A 13,874-nucleotide genomic window follows, 5' to 3' on the forward strand; every position below is an offset into this window, starting at 1 on the left:
GCGTTGTGCGCCAGATGAAGGACTGACGCGATGAACAAGCATGGAGGTTTCCGTCTCGACCGACGCGGAGTGATGGTTGCCGTGGTCGCGAGCTTTGTCCTTGCAGGCTGCAGCGGTAGCGCCAGCGAGGGTGGGGACAAGGTCGTGGCCGCAGCGATCGACGGGCAGGTCGAAAGGCCCAATCTCAAGCTCGGCTTCATCAAGCTCACGGACATGGCTCCACTAGCGATCGCCAAGGAGAAGGGTTTCTTTGCCGAAGAGGGCCTCAACGTCACGCTCGAACCGCAGGCCAACTGGAAAGTCCTGCTAGACGGCGTGATCGGCGGTCAACTTGACGGCGCGCATATGCTTGCAGGGCAGCCAATTGCCGCGACCATCGGCTACGGCACGCAGGCCAATCTTATTGCGCCGCTCAGCCTCGACCTCAACGGCAATGCGATAACCCTGTCGAATCGCGTCTGGCAGGACATCAAGCCTTCACTCCCGACCGAGGGTGGTAAGGTCAAGCATCCAATCTCAGCCAGTGCACTGAAGCCGGTGGTCGCAAAGTACGAACAACAGGGCAAGCCGTTCAACATGGGCATGGTCTTCCCGGTCAGCACGCACAACTATGAACTACGCTACTGGCTCGCGGCAGGTGACCTCAACCCGGGCTACTATGCTCCGGGCGATGTGGGTGGGACTGTATCAGCCGATGTGAAGCTTTCGGTCACCCCGCCACCCCAGATGCCAGCAACGCTCGAAGCCGGCACGATCGAAGGTTACTGTGTCGGCGAACCGTGGAACCAGGCTGCAGTCCAGAAGGGAATCGGCGTGCCGGTCATCACTGACGATGAGATTTGGCATGACAATCCGGAAAAGGTCCTTGGGCTGCGCGAAGATTTCGCGGCGAAGTATCCCGCTACCACCGCCGCTCTGCTGCGTGCGATAATCAAGGCACAGCAATGGCTCGACGCCGATAGTGGCGCCAACCGCGCGGAGGCGGTGAAGATCCTTTCGCAGCCGAACTATGTCGGTGCCGACGAAGCTGTGATTGCCGCCAGCATGACAGGAAAGTTCACCTTTGAGAAAGGTGACACGCGTGACGCCAAAGGTTTCAACATCTTCTTCGATAAGTTTGCCGGCTATCCATATTATTCTGATGCGATCTGGTACCTTACGCAGATGCGCCGGTGGGGCCAGATTGCCGAGGACAAGCCGGACAGCTGGTATTTCGAAACTGCCAAGGCAGTATACCGACCCGACCTCTATCTCGCGGCAGCAAGCAAGCTGGTGAAGGACGGGGTGATCCCCGGCACCAGTGTCCCCGAGACCGACGGATATCGCGGCGAGCAGGGCGGCTTCATCGACGGCATCACCTACGATGGTCACCAGCCCAACGCCTACCTCGCAAAATTTAAGATCGGCCTGAAGAAGGGCCAGAAGGTCACCGCGGCTGGGGTCAGCGGCAGCTGACGCTCACCGCCCCGATTGCAACAGAGATGAGCAAGGATACCAATGCCATGGCAACCGCATTCGCCAATTCGGGGCCTTTCGAACAATCGAAAGCCTGCACGCCGGAGGTTGGGGAGGCGCCAGTACTTGAAAAGCGCGCGGGCGCGGAAACCGAGCCTGCGGAGACGCCCGGAATTGCCGCCACCGCTTTGGCCGGAAAGCTGTCCACACTGCTCAGGTCGCTGGTAGCTCCCGTCATCGGTATCCTCGCCTTCCTGTTTCTGTGGGCCGCATTGGCGCCGCAGGTCGATACCTCGCTCGGCGCGCTGCCGGGACCAGTGGAAGTCGGCGAACAAGGCGTAGCTCTGTATGAGGAATGGGGCGCCGCCAAGGACCTCGAAGCGCGGTTCTATGCCGACCAGGATGCGCGCAATGAGGCAGCAATTGCGGCAGGCAATCCTGGTGCGGTGCAGGCCTTCGAATACGCCGGACCACCGACTTTCCTCGACCAGATCGCAACCTCGCTTGAAACAGTCGCGCTTGGCTTCCTCCTCGCGACGCTGGTCGCTGTACCGATCGGGCTTCTGGCGGGTCTATCGCCCGTTTTCAACGCAGCGATCAATCCTTTGGTCCAGATCATGAAGCCGGTCAGTCCTCTGGCCTGGCTGCCGATCGTAACGATGGTGATCTCTGCCTTGATCACCAGCGCGGATCCGATCCTGCCCAAGGCATTCGTGATCTCTGCCCTAGTGGTGATGCTTTGCTCCCTGTGGCCGACGCTAATCAATACGGCGGTAGGTGCGAGCAGTATCGACAAGGACCTGCTCAACGTCGGACGGGTGCTCAAGCTGGGCTTCCTTGCCAAGCTGAGCAAGCTCGTCCTGCCGGCGAGCCTGCCTTACATCTTCACCGGCATGCGCCTGTCGCTTGGCGTAGGCTGGATGGTGCTGATCGCGGCCGAAATGCTCGCGCAGAATCCAGGCCTCGGGAAATTCGTGTGGGACGAGTTCCAGAACGGTTCGAGCCAATCGCTCGCGCGGATCATGTTCGCGGTGATCGTGATTGGCCTGATCGGCTTCCTGCTCGACCGCTTGATGATGATCCTGCAGTCGCTCGCCTCGAAGAACCACACGGTCTGACGGAGGACTTGATGAGCGAACTTCCCATCCTCTCTCTACGCGGTGTCAGCAAGTCCTATACCGGAAAGACCGGCATTTCGAGCCATGTGCTTGAACGGATCGACCTCGATGTCCACGAAGGCGAGTTCATCGCGATCCTCGGCTTCTCGGGTGCAGGAAAGACCACGCTGATTTCGGCGATCGCCGGGCTGGTCGAACCCGACGAGGGCGAGATCCTGCTTCGAGGCAACCCGATCGACGGACCGGACAAGGAACGCGGGCTCGTATTCCAGTCCTATTCGCTGTTCCCCTGGCTGGCGGTCGAACAAAACGTCGCCTTGGCGGTCGATGCCGTGCACAAGGATCGCACCAGGGCTGAGCGTGCGGCGCTAGTGAAGCAGAAGGTCGAATTGGTTGGCCTTGGTCATGCGATGGATCGCAAGCCGGCGCAGCTGTCCGGCGGAATGCGCCAGCGCGTGGCGGTGGCCCGCGCACTGGCGATGGAGCCAGAGATCCTGCTCTTAGACGAGCCGCTTTCGGCGCTCGATGCGCTCACTAGGGCGAAACTGCAGGACGAGATTGAGCGCATCCGCAAGGAAGAGAAGCGTACGATCATCCTGGTGACCAACGATGTCGACGAGGCCTTGTTGCTCGCGGACCGCGTCGCCGTGCTGACCCCTGCACCCGGTGCAACCATTGGCCAGATCTACGATGTCGACGTCGCACGGCCTCGCGATCGCGAAAGGGTCAACGACGACTCGCACTTCCAAACGCTGCGCAAGCAGATCGTATCCTATCTCGGTTCGCTCAATGAAGAATCGGGTTCGATCGGTGAAAGCTCGGTCGATTTGCCTAGGGTGACCCCGCTTGACCTTGCCCCGCCGCCCAGGGCCTATCGCGAAGCGGCACAGTCTGCCGTTTCGACGCGCTATCTCGAATTCTTCAAGCTCGACAAGGTATACCCCACTCCCAAGGGTCCGCTGAAGGTGGTCGAGAACTTCAACTTGTTGATGGACCGCGGCGAGTTCGTGTCGCTCATCGGCCATTCGGGTTGTGGCAAGTCCACTGTCCTGACGATGGCTGCCGGCCTCAACGCGATCAGCGGCGGCGGCATCGTCCTCGACAACCGCGAGATCGACCTCGCTGGGCCAGACAAGGCGGTGGTGTTCCAGGCGCCCAGCCTCATGCCTTGGCTGACCGCGCGGCAGAACGTCGCGTTGGGAGTCGAGCGTGTCTACCCGCACGCCAGCCGAGCAGAACGGCGCGATATCGTCGACTATTACCTTGAGCGCGTCGGCCTCGTCGATGCTATGGAGAAGATGGCCGCTGAATTGTCTAACGGCATGCGTCAGCGCGTCGGCATTGCACGGGCGTTCGCGCTGAGCCCACGCCTACTGCTACTCGACGAACCCTTCGGGATGCTCGACAGCCTCACCCGTTGGGACCTGCAGGATGTGCTGGTAGAGGTGTGGAACCGCACCAAGGTCACTGCGATCATGGTCACGCACGACGTAGACGAAGCGATCCTGCTCGCCGATCGGGTGGTGATGATGACCAATGGACCCAAGGCCACCATTGGAAAGATTCTCGAAGTGGACCTGCCGCGCCCCCGCGACCGGCGGGCGCTGCTCGACCACCCGAAATTCTATCAGTATCGGCAAGAGGTACTGCACTTCCTTGCCGAATACGATCACGGACCGCAGGCACAGGCGGCCTGAATTATGGGAGAGCGGCGGGCGGCAATGTCGCCGCGCGCCGATGCCAATTCAACGCCGGATTTCTCCGGCGATCCGATCGGCGGGCAACGACGCTCGCCTTCCGCACCCGGCCCGCTGCGGGCCGAATGGGAGGTGTTATGCGTTATTTTTTGCTCTGTTGTGCCGTCGTACCAGCCACTATCGTCGCGCCCCCTGTCGCGGCAGCCGAAGGTGATCCGATCAAGTTTGTCGAGGGGGTGACCTTCGACCCGATCATCGACCTGCGCTTGCGTGTCGAGACCGTCGACCAGCCGACTTTCGTCGACGATGCTACCGCCCTCACCTTACGCGGTCGCGCGGGATTTGAAGTAGCCAAGAACGGGTTCTCACTGCTGGTCGAGGGAGAGGGCACGCTGGCCATCGTCAGCGACTATAACGACACCATCCCGGGCAACGGGCTGGAGCCTAACCCTGTCGTTGCCGACCCAGACAATGTCGAACTCAACCGCCTCCAGGTGGCCTACAAGATCAAGGGCTTCGGACTGACCGCTGGTCGTCAACGCATCAACATCGACAACCAGCGCTTCGTCGGCGCAGTCGGGTGGCGCCAGAACGAACAGACTTTCGACGCAGTACGCGGGCAGGCGACGATCGGTCCGGTTTCGCTCAATGCGACCTATTCGAACAGCCAGCGCACGATCTTCGGCCACGAGAGCCCTAGCAACAAGTTCGACGGCGACATTGTCTTGCTCAATGCGGGCGTGAAAACCGGGCCAGCGAACGTCAAGGCATTCGCTTACCTCATCGATTATGACACCCGCCTAGCGTTCTCGAGCCAGACCTACGGTGTCCTCGCGACCGGTGGATTTCCCATCGGCAAGGCGAAGATCAATGTCTTGGCAAGTTATGCCCATCAGTCCGACTACCAAGGTAATCCGGTGCCCTTCGCCGCGGACTATTTCAACTTCGAGTTGGGCGGCACCGTCGCGGGTTTTTCGTTGAAGGCCGGATATGAGGAGCTGGGCAGCGACGATGGCGCGGCCAGCTTCCAGACGCCGCTTGCGACGCTCCATGCCTTCAATGGTTGGGCGGACCTGTTCCTGACCACACCGACCAACGGTTTACGCGACTACTACGTGAGCGCGTCCAAGGGCTTCAAGGTCAAGGCTTTGCCTGGACTGAAGGTCGCCGCCACCTATCACAAGTTCGAGAGCGATTTCGGCGGCGTGGACTATGGCGAAGAGTTCGACGCCTCGCTCGGCATCAAGCTGGGTCGGGTCGGCCTGCTGGCCAAATATGCCACCTACAATGCCGATGCGTTCCAGGTGGATACGGACAAGTTCTGGCTGCAGGCGGAAATCAGTTACTAAGTCGATGAGGTGCCCGGGGCGACGGGCGATCCTGGAGAGGGCGGGCTTCCGCGCCCGTCCTCTCACATCAGCAATGCTGCAGTGCAATATATGCTTGTCGCTACAGCAATCGTAAGGTAAAAGGAGCTATTCGGAATCGCCTGTCTGCAGTTGGACAAGGCAAACGGTTCCGAACAACATTTGAAAATTGCGTGGCAATGGCGCCGCCTGGTCTGTTCCTTCCGGAACGCGACTTGGCGGCTTTTTTGCGTGCGCGTTTGGCCCGGAAAGGGGCTGGAGGAATGAGTGTGAACGCGCAAAGCAAAGTCGGCACCGGAACGGGCGCGCGGTCGCGCGAACGATTGGTGGTAATCGGCAATGGCATGGCAGGTTGCCGGGCGGTAGAGGAAATCCTCGATCGCGATCCTGATCGCTTCGACATCACGATTTTCGGTGCGGAACCTCGCGTCAACTACAACCGCATCATGCTGTCGCCGGTCCTCGCGGGCGAAAAGAGCTTCGACGAGATCGTGATCAATTCGACTGACTGGTACGCCGACAACGCGATTACACTCATCTCGGGGGACCCGGTGGTCCGGATCGATCGAGAGACGCGCCAGCTGACCACTCGGTCGGGGCACGTTGAAAATTATGACCGGCTGCTGATTGCAACCGGCTCCGATCCCTTCGTCATTCCCGTCCCAGGCAAGGATTTGCCCGGTGTCGTGACCTTCCGCGATCTCGACGATGTCGACAAGATGGTCAGCGCCGCAGCGAAGGGCGGCAATGCCGTTGTGATTGGCGGCGGCCTGCTGGGGCTGGAGGCGGCTCATGGCCTGAGTCTGCGCGGGATGCAGGTCACGGTCATTCACCTCATGCCCACGCTGATGGAGCGCCAACTCGACGAGGCGGCCGGCTGGCTACTCAAGAACGAACTTGAACGCCGCGGCCAAACGATCCTGACCGGCGCGGACACCGCAGAAATCGTCGCAAGGGATGGTCACGTCGGTGGAGTCAGACTGAAGGACGGAACCGAAATTCCGGCAGAAATCGTCGTCATGGCAGTGGGTATCCGTCCCAATACTCAGCTGGCTCAGACCGCCGGGCTTGAAGTCGGGCGCGGGATCATCGTCGACGACCATATGGTTACCTCCGACCCCGCAGTCCTGGCGGTGGGCGAGTGCGTCGAGCACCGCGGGTCCTGCTATGGCCTCGTTGCTCCGCTGTGGGAGATGTGTCGGTCGCTGGCCGATGGACTCACCGATCAGCCAAATGGCTATGAGGGATCGGTCACCTCTACCAAGCTCAAGGTCAGCGGCATCGACGTCTTCTCCGCCGGCGACTTCTCGGGCGGCGACGATTGCGAAGACATCGTCATGCGCGATGCCGCTCGCGGGATCTACAAGCGTGTTGTGGTCCGTGAAAACCGGCTCGTCGGCGCCGTACTCTATGGCGATACCGCCGACGGCAGCTGGTACTTCGATCTTCTGAAGAAGGGCGAAGATATCGCTGGAATCCGCGAAGCCTTGATCTTCGGACAGGCCTTTGCCGCAGGGGGCGCACTCGCGGACCCTAGTGCCGCCGTTGCTGCCCTTTCGGACGACGCAGAAATCTGCGGCTGCAACGGCGTATCGAAGGCCAAAGTCGTCGCCTGCATCGGTGCCGGAGCACATAGCCTCGACGCAGTCCGTTCCACCTGCAAGGCGTCGGCCAGCTGCGGGAGCTGCACCGGACTGATCGAAAGCCTGCTGGCGCTGGCTCTGGGTGACGACGCGGTCGAGTCCGGACCGAGGACCATGTGCAAATGCACCAGTTTCACTCACAACGATGTGCGCCGACTGATCCTCGAAAGGGATCTCAAGGCGATCCCGGAAGTCATGCAGGAACTGCATTGGACCACTCCCGACGGCTGCTCATCGTGTCGCCCTGCATTGAACTACTATCTGCTTTGCGCCTGGCCCGGCGAATATCGCGATGACGAACGGAGCCGTTTCGTCAACGAACGTCTCCACGCGAACATCCAGAAGGATGGAACCTATTCGGTGGTCCCACGCATGTGGGGCGGCCTGACTAATCCGCGCGAATTGCGTGCGATCGCCGATGTGGTGGAGAAGTACGATGCGCCGATGGTCAAGGTGACCGGCGGCCAGCGGCTCGACATTTTCGGGATCAGGAAGGAAGACCTGCCCGCCGTCTGGGCCGACCTCAATGCAGCAGGGATGGTTTCAGGTCATGCCTATGGCAAGGCGCTGCGTACGGTGAAGACCTGCGTCGGTAGCGAATGGTGCCGCTTCGGGACCCAGGATTCTACCGGCCTGGGGGTCAAGCTCGAGCAGCTTACCTGGGGCAGCTACATGCCGCACAAGTTCAAGATGGCGGTTAGCGGATGCCCGCGCAATTGTGCCGAAGCGACGATCAAGGACTTTGGGGTCGTCTGCGTCGACAGCGGCTACGAGCTCCACATCGGCGGCAATGGCGGGATCAAGGTCCGCGCAACCGACTTGTTGTGCAAGGTCGAAACAGAAGAAAAGGCGATGGAAATCTGTATCGCCTTCATCCAGCTCTATCGCGAAGAGGCCCACTACCTCGAGCGCACCGCCCCATGGCTGGAGCGCATGGGTCTGACGTGGATTAAGGCGCAACTCTTCGATGATCCGGAGGCGATTCATACGCTCGCAGATCGCTTCCGCCTTTCTCAGAAGTACTGGCAGGTCGACCCTTGGGAAGGCCGCGCAAAGGGAGCCCATCGCGAACTGCATGATCATCTCGGCGAAATCCGACCCTTCAGGCTGGAGAATGCGTGATGGACGCGAGGTGGATCGACATCGGCCCGGTTTCGCAGATCGAGCCCGGCACCGCCCGCACTCTGCCAGTACAGAACGGCGAGGAAGTCGCGGTGTTTCACACGCTGCGCGGCGAAGTCTACGCGCTGATCAACAAGTGCCCCCACAAGCAGGGGCCGCTGAGTCAGGGCATCGTGCACGGCGACAGCGTATCCTGCCCGCTGCACAACTGGCGCATCTCGCTCAAAAGCGGGAGGGCGCTCGACGATGACGAAGGCTGCACGCCGACCATTCCGGCCAAGCTCGATGCAGGACGCATTTACCTGCTGCGTGAAGCGGTGCTTGTGCAGAAGGTTGCTTGAGAGACATGGCAGCGATCCTTACGACTTGCGCCTATTGCGGTGTCGGTTGTGGCATCGCAGCCAAGGTTGTCGGCGACCGCAAGGTCTCCATTGCCGGCGACAAAGACCATCCTGCCAATCGCGGTGCCCTGTGTTCCAAGGGAATCCACCTGGGTGAGACCGTGGGACTGGAGGGACGCCTCCTGCACCCGATGATCGGCGAGGAGCGTGTCGAGTGGGATCGCGCACTGGACGAAGTTGCAGGCCGAATGCGCGAATGTGTTGAGACCTATGGTCCGGATAGCGTCGCCCTCTATGTCTCGGGCCAGTTGTTGACCGAGGATTATTACGTAGCCAACAAGTTGGCCAAGGGCTTCATCGGCACTGGCAATATCGACACCAATTCCCGCTTGTGCATGGCCAGCGCAGTGGCCGCGCATCAGCGGGCCTTTGGCGAGGATGTTGTCCCCTGCAGCTACGAAGACCTCGACTGCGCCGAACTGATTGTGCTGGTCGGCTCGAACACGGCCTGGTGCCACCCCGTGATCTGGCAAAGGATCGAACGGGCCCGCGAACAACACGGAACCCGACTGGTGGTGATCGACCCGCGCCGGACGGAAACAGCCGAAAGGGCCGACTTGCACCTCGCCGTTCGTCCCGACGGAGATGTCGCGCTGTTCAACGCATTGCTTGGCGAGATGCTCGCGCGGGGCCTGGTCGACCAAGACTTTCTGGCAGCACACTGCACCATCCCAGCACAATTCTGGGACAGCCTCGACTGTAGTCCCGGGGTGCCTGCCGAGGTCTTTAGCCGCTTTGCCGATATGGTGGCCGAAAGCCCGCGCACGGTAACCCTGTTTAGCCAAGGCGCGAATCAATCGGTCGGTGGAACGGACAAGTGCAATGCGATCACCAATCTCCACCTCGCAACAGGTCGCATAAACCGGCCAGGTGCCGGGCCGTTCTCGATCACGGGCCAGCCCAATGCGATGGGTGGTCGCGAGGTCGGCGGCCTTTCGAGCATGCTTGCAGTGCACCTTGGATTTTCGCTGGCCGAGCGGGCCGACGTAGCCACTTTCTGGAAAACCGATCACCTTTGCAAGGGGCCGGGCTTGAAGGCCATCGACCTGTTCAGGGCTGTCCATGACGGGCGGATCAAGTTCTTGTGGATCATGGGCACCAACCCCGCCGTTTCGATGCCCGACGCCGGCTTCGTTCGCGAAGCCCTGGCACGTTGTCCGACGCTGGTCGTTTCGGAGATCATGGCCGAAACGGACACAAGTCGCTTCGCTCATGTCAGATTGCCGGCGCTGGGATGGGGCGAAAAGGACGGCACCGTAACAAACTCAGAACGACGGATCAGTCGCCAGCGCGCACTGTTCACACCGCCGGGAGAAGCTCGCGCTGACTGGCAGATCATTTGCGAGGTTGCACGGCTGACGGGCTTTGAGGAGCATTTCTCATTCGACTCTGCGGCCGACGTGTTTCGCGAATACGCCGCCATGAGTGCGCTCTCTGGCGCCTACGGCAAGCTGTTTGACCTGACTGCCTGGGCCGATTGCAGCGATGCGGAATACGATACAATGCGGCCGTTCCGGTGGGGTGGGCGGCATCCCTGCGCAGCCCGATTTCCGGCAGAAGGTGGCAAGGCGCGTCTCGTGCGCGTGACTGCACCGGTCACTCCTTCGCAACAACCCGATTTCCCCTTGCGCCTCAACACCGGTCGGTACCGTGACCAATGGCACACCATGACCCGAACTGGATTGAGCCCCAAGTTGTCGATCCATCGCCGCGAACCCAGGGTCGAAGTGCATCCTGATGTCGCGAGCGAGATCGGCCTCCTTGATGGAGGGCTAGCGAGGGTCGGCACGCCTTTCGGCGAAAGCATCTATCGCGTCGAACTTTCAGAGGCAGTTCGACCTTCAGAGATATTCGTACCAATGCACTGGAGCGATGGCCTGAGCGCTGGGGGGCGAACCGGAAGGCTGGTCCAGCCCACGGTCGACCCGCATTCGGGCCAACCCGGTTTCAAGAATACCGCAGCGCGCATCGCACCCTTTAGGCCAGAGTGGCGGGCGTTTCTCGCCGGCCGCGTCCGTATCCGTCCTACAACGGACTACTGGAGCGCAAGCCGGGTTGAAAAGGGCTGGATCACCGAACTTGCGGGGATGGGATCGGTCGACTTCGACTACCTGATGCCACCAGGCGAGCGCAGCGAGGCATCCGACATGCAGGCCGGAATGAAGCGATTGGCAGTGAGCGCACAGGACGGTTCGCTCGAAGCCGTCCTGTTCATCACTCGCAGCGGAACGCTCCCCCCGCGTGAGTGGATTTCGGACCAGCTCGGCACTGACTTCGCCTCGGTCACGGAGTGGTTAGCAGGTCGTCCGTTGACCCCGCTTCAGGACTGCGGTCCGACTGTGTGCGTATGCCATGGGGTTGGAGAACTGGATATCCTGAGTGCGATCGATGCCGGCGCTGAGGATGTCGCGACCATAAGCAAATGCACCAAGGCTGGAACCAATTGTGGTTCTTGTCGCCCCATCATTTCGCGATTGCTCGACGGACACGGCGCACGGTTGACAGAGGTTCGCTGATGGCTCTGATTGATCCCGGAGAGGTTTGGCTGGTCGGTGCAGGCCCGGGCGATCCCGATCTTCTGACGCGTAAGGCAGAGGCGCTGATCCGCGCGGCCGATATTGTCTTCCACGATGCACTTGTCGGAATGGGAGTTCTTGAACTCGTACCCCCGCATGTCGAGTTGGTCTGCGTCGGGAAGCGTTCGGGCCGTCATTCGAAGAGCCAGGCGGCGATCGACACTCTTATTGTCGAAGCCGCCCTGACCGGTAAGCGCGTTGTTCGGCTCAAGGGAGGCGACCCGGCGATCTTTGGCCGTGCCACCGAAGAACTCGAAGCGTGCCGCACCGCCGGGATCCTCGTGTACATCTGCCCCGGCATTACCGCCGCAAGCGCTGCCGCAGCCTCGCTTGGCTGTTCCCTGACCTTACGAGGATTTGCCCGACGCCTCACGCTCGTGACGGCCCACCTGCGTGAGGGCGGTGAGGTTGCGCTCGATTGGAAGGCCTTGGCCGATCCCGAAGCAATGTTAGCGATCTATATGGGTAAGGCGGCGGCACGCGCGCTGAGCGCAGGCCTGATTGACGCGGGCTTAGCCCCTTCGACTCCGGTGGCAGTGATCGAGAACGCCAGCCTTCCGCAGGAGCGTCATTTCATCGGCACGCTCGGACTCCTCCCACTCCTGGCGCGAACGGCATTGAAGGGTGGCCCTGCCCTGATCCTGGTGGGGCCATCCGTATCACATTCAGCACCAATAGCGACGCAAAGGCAGATGCTAAAACCGAACTCCAGTTTAGAACAACGCACTTGATGAGCCAGCCACCGCCCTCCCTGATTGACGGTCACGGGCCGGTTCGCATACCTGCGCTTGTCTTTGACTGACGTCTGTGATTTTCGCTGCACCTACTGCTTGCTCGATTGATACCGCAAGAGCTGGGACAGACCATCCGAACGCTCGCTGACCGAGATCCGTCGCGCCGTGCGGGGGTTCGCTTCATTCGAAGTGTGGAAGGTGAGGCTGACAAGCGGCGAGCCTACGCTACGGCGTGATTTCGGGGGGTCGCCCAAGCGGTATCGGTCACACTGGGTGTTCGTCACGTCGCCATGACAACGAATGGATAGGGCCTTCCAAAGAACGCGCAGCGCCGGCGTAATGCCGGGGTTGGCGCGATCAATGTCAGGGTGGATTCCCTCGACCCATCGAACTTTGCAGCGGTCCCAGGTCACGACCGGCTGGCGGAAGTCATGGCGGGTTTCGAGAGCATAAGTATTGAACGCGGTGTTGATGCTTGGAATCAACGACCATGAACTGGATTCGATGATGCAGGATGGGTACACCTTCCTCGTGACGCCGGTGCGGGTCCGACGATAAAGCTCGGCCACCCTTCTTCCAAGGGGCGCATTGGAATCATTGCGCCCTATGCCAGAGGCTTCTCTGATAGCTGCATCCGACTCAGGCTTGGATCGGACGGTCGGATGCACTTGCGCCTGTTCGGTGACGGCGGAATTGGTACGACACCTCATCTCGTATCGATTGAAGGTTGAATAGTTCGGCTTGGAAACGCCGAGTAAGTGTCATTCGTCTCTCATACGCCGCTCTGCTTCCGCGAGAGATTCCATGTCGTTCACGTCAAAAAAGGGGTCTTTGCCTGGACTCTTATCCCACCGAAGCCTCTTGGCGCCAATTTCATCTGCATAGCGCCAGATGGCACGACCCCCACTCCTTATAAAGGCTTCCAAATGGGCCGGGTCCGAGCGCCAAAGAGCGGCAAGGGACTGAGGGCGCCCCTCGCATACGGGTATCACAGCCGGAGAATCCCCCAACTCTTCGTTGAGACGCGCCAAGAGATCGACTGGCAGGAATGGTTGGTCACAGCCGACCAGCAACACGGAACAACGGCCCCTATCCTTTGCAAAGGCGAGTGCGCTGTGGAGGGCCGCGATCGGACCCAGATTGCCCTCTAGATCGATGAGTAGGGGTAGGTTCCTGTCGGGCGACTTTCGAGCATCGCGAAGGCTTATTGCCACGAGATCCGATTGTGCCCCTGCCCAATCCGACATCCGCCTAAACAGCGACACGCCCCCGAGTTCTCTGGCTGGCTTCTGCCCTCCCATCCGCTTGCCCACGCCACCGCAAGCAATGACAATGCATGACTTCTGAGACGACGCTGACGAATCCTTCATGGGCTGCACGATAGCATCAGGAAATCAGATCGATAGTCACCGGCGAAAGAGTTAGGTCGTCCATGAGATGGCAGGGGCACGGCTACTGATTGGCACTCTTCAAGAATTCGCGCGCAAAGGAGCCCGTTGGGTGCGGGACCTCTCCTGCCCCAAGTCCAAACTTGTCCATTAGTTGAATGCGCTGACGTCAGGGTTGCGCACAATCTGCATACCTTAGCTGGAAAGTTGGCCTTCCGTTGTCTCGAAGCAAAGACGCCTGGCTCCCATCGTTGCTGTCTGGTGATGAGACAATTCATGTCAGCCGAACTCAGCAGAAGCGATCTTTTGCAGATCGGTCTTATCCCGGAGTATAGCCAGCAAGCTGAACGAGTCCGCTTTGCCAACTTGAATA

Annotated in this window: 10 protein-coding genes; 8 read left to right on the forward strand and 2 right to left on the reverse strand. The window is 60.5% G+C overall.

The features are described 5' to 3' along the window. The first annotated feature begins 30 nt into the window (after positions 1 to 30). The 8 genes from HQR01_RS12865 (at position 31) to cobA (ending at position 12,110) form a co-directional block, all read left to right on the forward strand. The gene (locus HQR01_RS12865) at positions 31 to 1,455 is read left to right on the forward strand and encodes a CmpA/NrtA family ABC transporter substrate-binding protein (RefSeq protein WP_199800335.1); all 1,425 of its coding nucleotides are present in this window, start codon (positions 31 to 33) and stop codon (positions 1,453 to 1,455) included. 26 nt (positions 1,456 to 1,481) lie between these two features. After that, positions 1,482 to 2,573: an ABC transporter permease gene (locus HQR01_RS12870; protein ID WP_234030166.1), complete on the forward strand. Its 1,092-nt coding sequence runs from the start codon at positions 1,482 to 1,484 to the stop codon at positions 2,571 to 2,573. A gap of 11 nt (positions 2,574 to 2,584) precedes the next feature. Continuing rightward, complete coding sequence (locus tag HQR01_RS12875) at positions 2,585 to 4,270, forward strand: ABC transporter ATP-binding protein (protein WP_173215244.1); 1,686 nt, start codon at positions 2,585 to 2,587, stop codon at positions 4,268 to 4,270. 137 nt (positions 4,271 to 4,407) lie between these two features. After that, the gene (locus HQR01_RS12880; protein ID WP_173215245.1) at positions 4,408 to 5,619 is read left to right on the forward strand and encodes an alginate export family protein; all 1,212 of its coding nucleotides are present in this window, start codon (positions 4,408 to 4,410) and stop codon (positions 5,617 to 5,619) included. 281 nt (positions 5,620 to 5,900) lie between these two features. Further along, positions 5,901 to 8,402 (forward strand): nitrite reductase large subunit NirB, encoded by a 2,502-nt coding sequence (gene nirB / locus HQR01_RS12885; protein WP_173215246.1) that lies wholly within the window; start codon positions 5,901 to 5,903, stop codon positions 8,400 to 8,402. Then, entirely contained in the window at positions 8,402 to 8,743 is a 342-nt protein-coding gene (nirD, locus tag HQR01_RS12890) for a nitrite reductase small subunit NirD (RefSeq protein WP_173215247.1), read from the forward strand. Before nirB ends, nirD begins: the two co-directional genes overlap by 1 nt. Positions 8,744 to 8,748: 5 nt before the next feature. Further along, complete coding sequence (locus tag HQR01_RS12895; RefSeq protein WP_173215248.1) at positions 8,749 to 11,319, forward strand: nitrate reductase; 2,571 nt, start codon at positions 8,749 to 8,751, stop codon at positions 11,317 to 11,319. After that, positions 11,319 to 12,110: a uroporphyrinogen-III C-methyltransferase gene (gene cobA, locus HQR01_RS12900; RefSeq protein ID WP_173215249.1), complete on the forward strand. Its 792-nt coding sequence runs from the start codon at positions 11,319 to 11,321 to the stop codon at positions 12,108 to 12,110. Before HQR01_RS12895 ends, cobA begins: the two co-directional genes overlap by 1 nt. 92 nt (positions 12,111 to 12,202) lie before the next feature. On the opposite strand, the gene HQR01_RS12905 is transcribed toward cobA, so the two are convergent. Together HQR01_RS12905 and mobA are read right to left on the reverse strand one after the other, a co-directional pair. Beyond that, on the reverse strand, positions 12,203 to 12,682 hold the full coding sequence (locus HQR01_RS12905) for a hypothetical protein (RefSeq protein ID WP_173215250.1): 480 nt from the start codon (positions 12,680 to 12,682) through the stop codon (positions 12,203 to 12,205). 192 nt (positions 12,683 to 12,874) lie between these two features. Beyond that, positions 12,875 to 13,483 (reverse strand): molybdenum cofactor guanylyltransferase, encoded by a 609-nt coding sequence (gene mobA, locus HQR01_RS15440; RefSeq protein WP_407644608.1) that lies wholly within the window; start codon positions 13,481 to 13,483, stop codon positions 12,875 to 12,877. Between the last annotated feature and the right edge of the window lie 391 nt (positions 13,484 to 13,874).

The sequence above is a fragment of the Erythrobacter mangrovi genome, assembly GCF_013260645.1.
GTDB lineage: Bacteria > Pseudomonadota > Alphaproteobacteria > Sphingomonadales > Sphingomonadaceae > Qipengyuania > Qipengyuania mangrovi.

Coding starts and splice junctions, on each gene's coding strand:
- HQR01_RS12865 (WP_199800335.1), top strand. CDS start 31: ATGAACAAGCATGGAGGTTTCCGTCTCGACCGACGCGGAGTGATGGTT.
- HQR01_RS12870 (WP_234030166.1), top strand. CDS start 1,482: ATGAGCAAGGATACCAATGCCATGGCAACCGCATTCGCCAATTCGGGG.
- HQR01_RS12875 (WP_173215244.1), top strand. CDS start 2,585: ATGAGCGAACTTCCCATCCTCTCTCTACGCGGTGTCAGCAAGTCCTAT.
- HQR01_RS12880 (WP_173215245.1), top strand. CDS start 4,408: ATGCGTTATTTTTTGCTCTGTTGTGCCGTCGTACCAGCCACTATCGTC.
- nirB (WP_173215246.1), top strand. CDS start 5,901: ATGAGTGTGAACGCGCAAAGCAAAGTCGGCACCGGAACGGGCGCGCGG.
- nirD (WP_173215247.1), top strand. CDS start 8,402: ATGGACGCGAGGTGGATCGACATCGGCCCGGTTTCGCAGATCGAGCCC.
- HQR01_RS12895 (WP_173215248.1), top strand. CDS start 8,749: ATGGCAGCGATCCTTACGACTTGCGCCTATTGCGGTGTCGGTTGTGGC.
- cobA (WP_173215249.1), top strand. CDS start 11,319: ATGGCTCTGATTGATCCCGGAGAGGTTTGGCTGGTCGGTGCAGGCCCG.
- mobA (WP_407644608.1), bottom strand. CDS start 13,483: ATGAAGGATTCGTCAGCGTCGTCTCAGAAGTCATGCATTGTCATTGCT.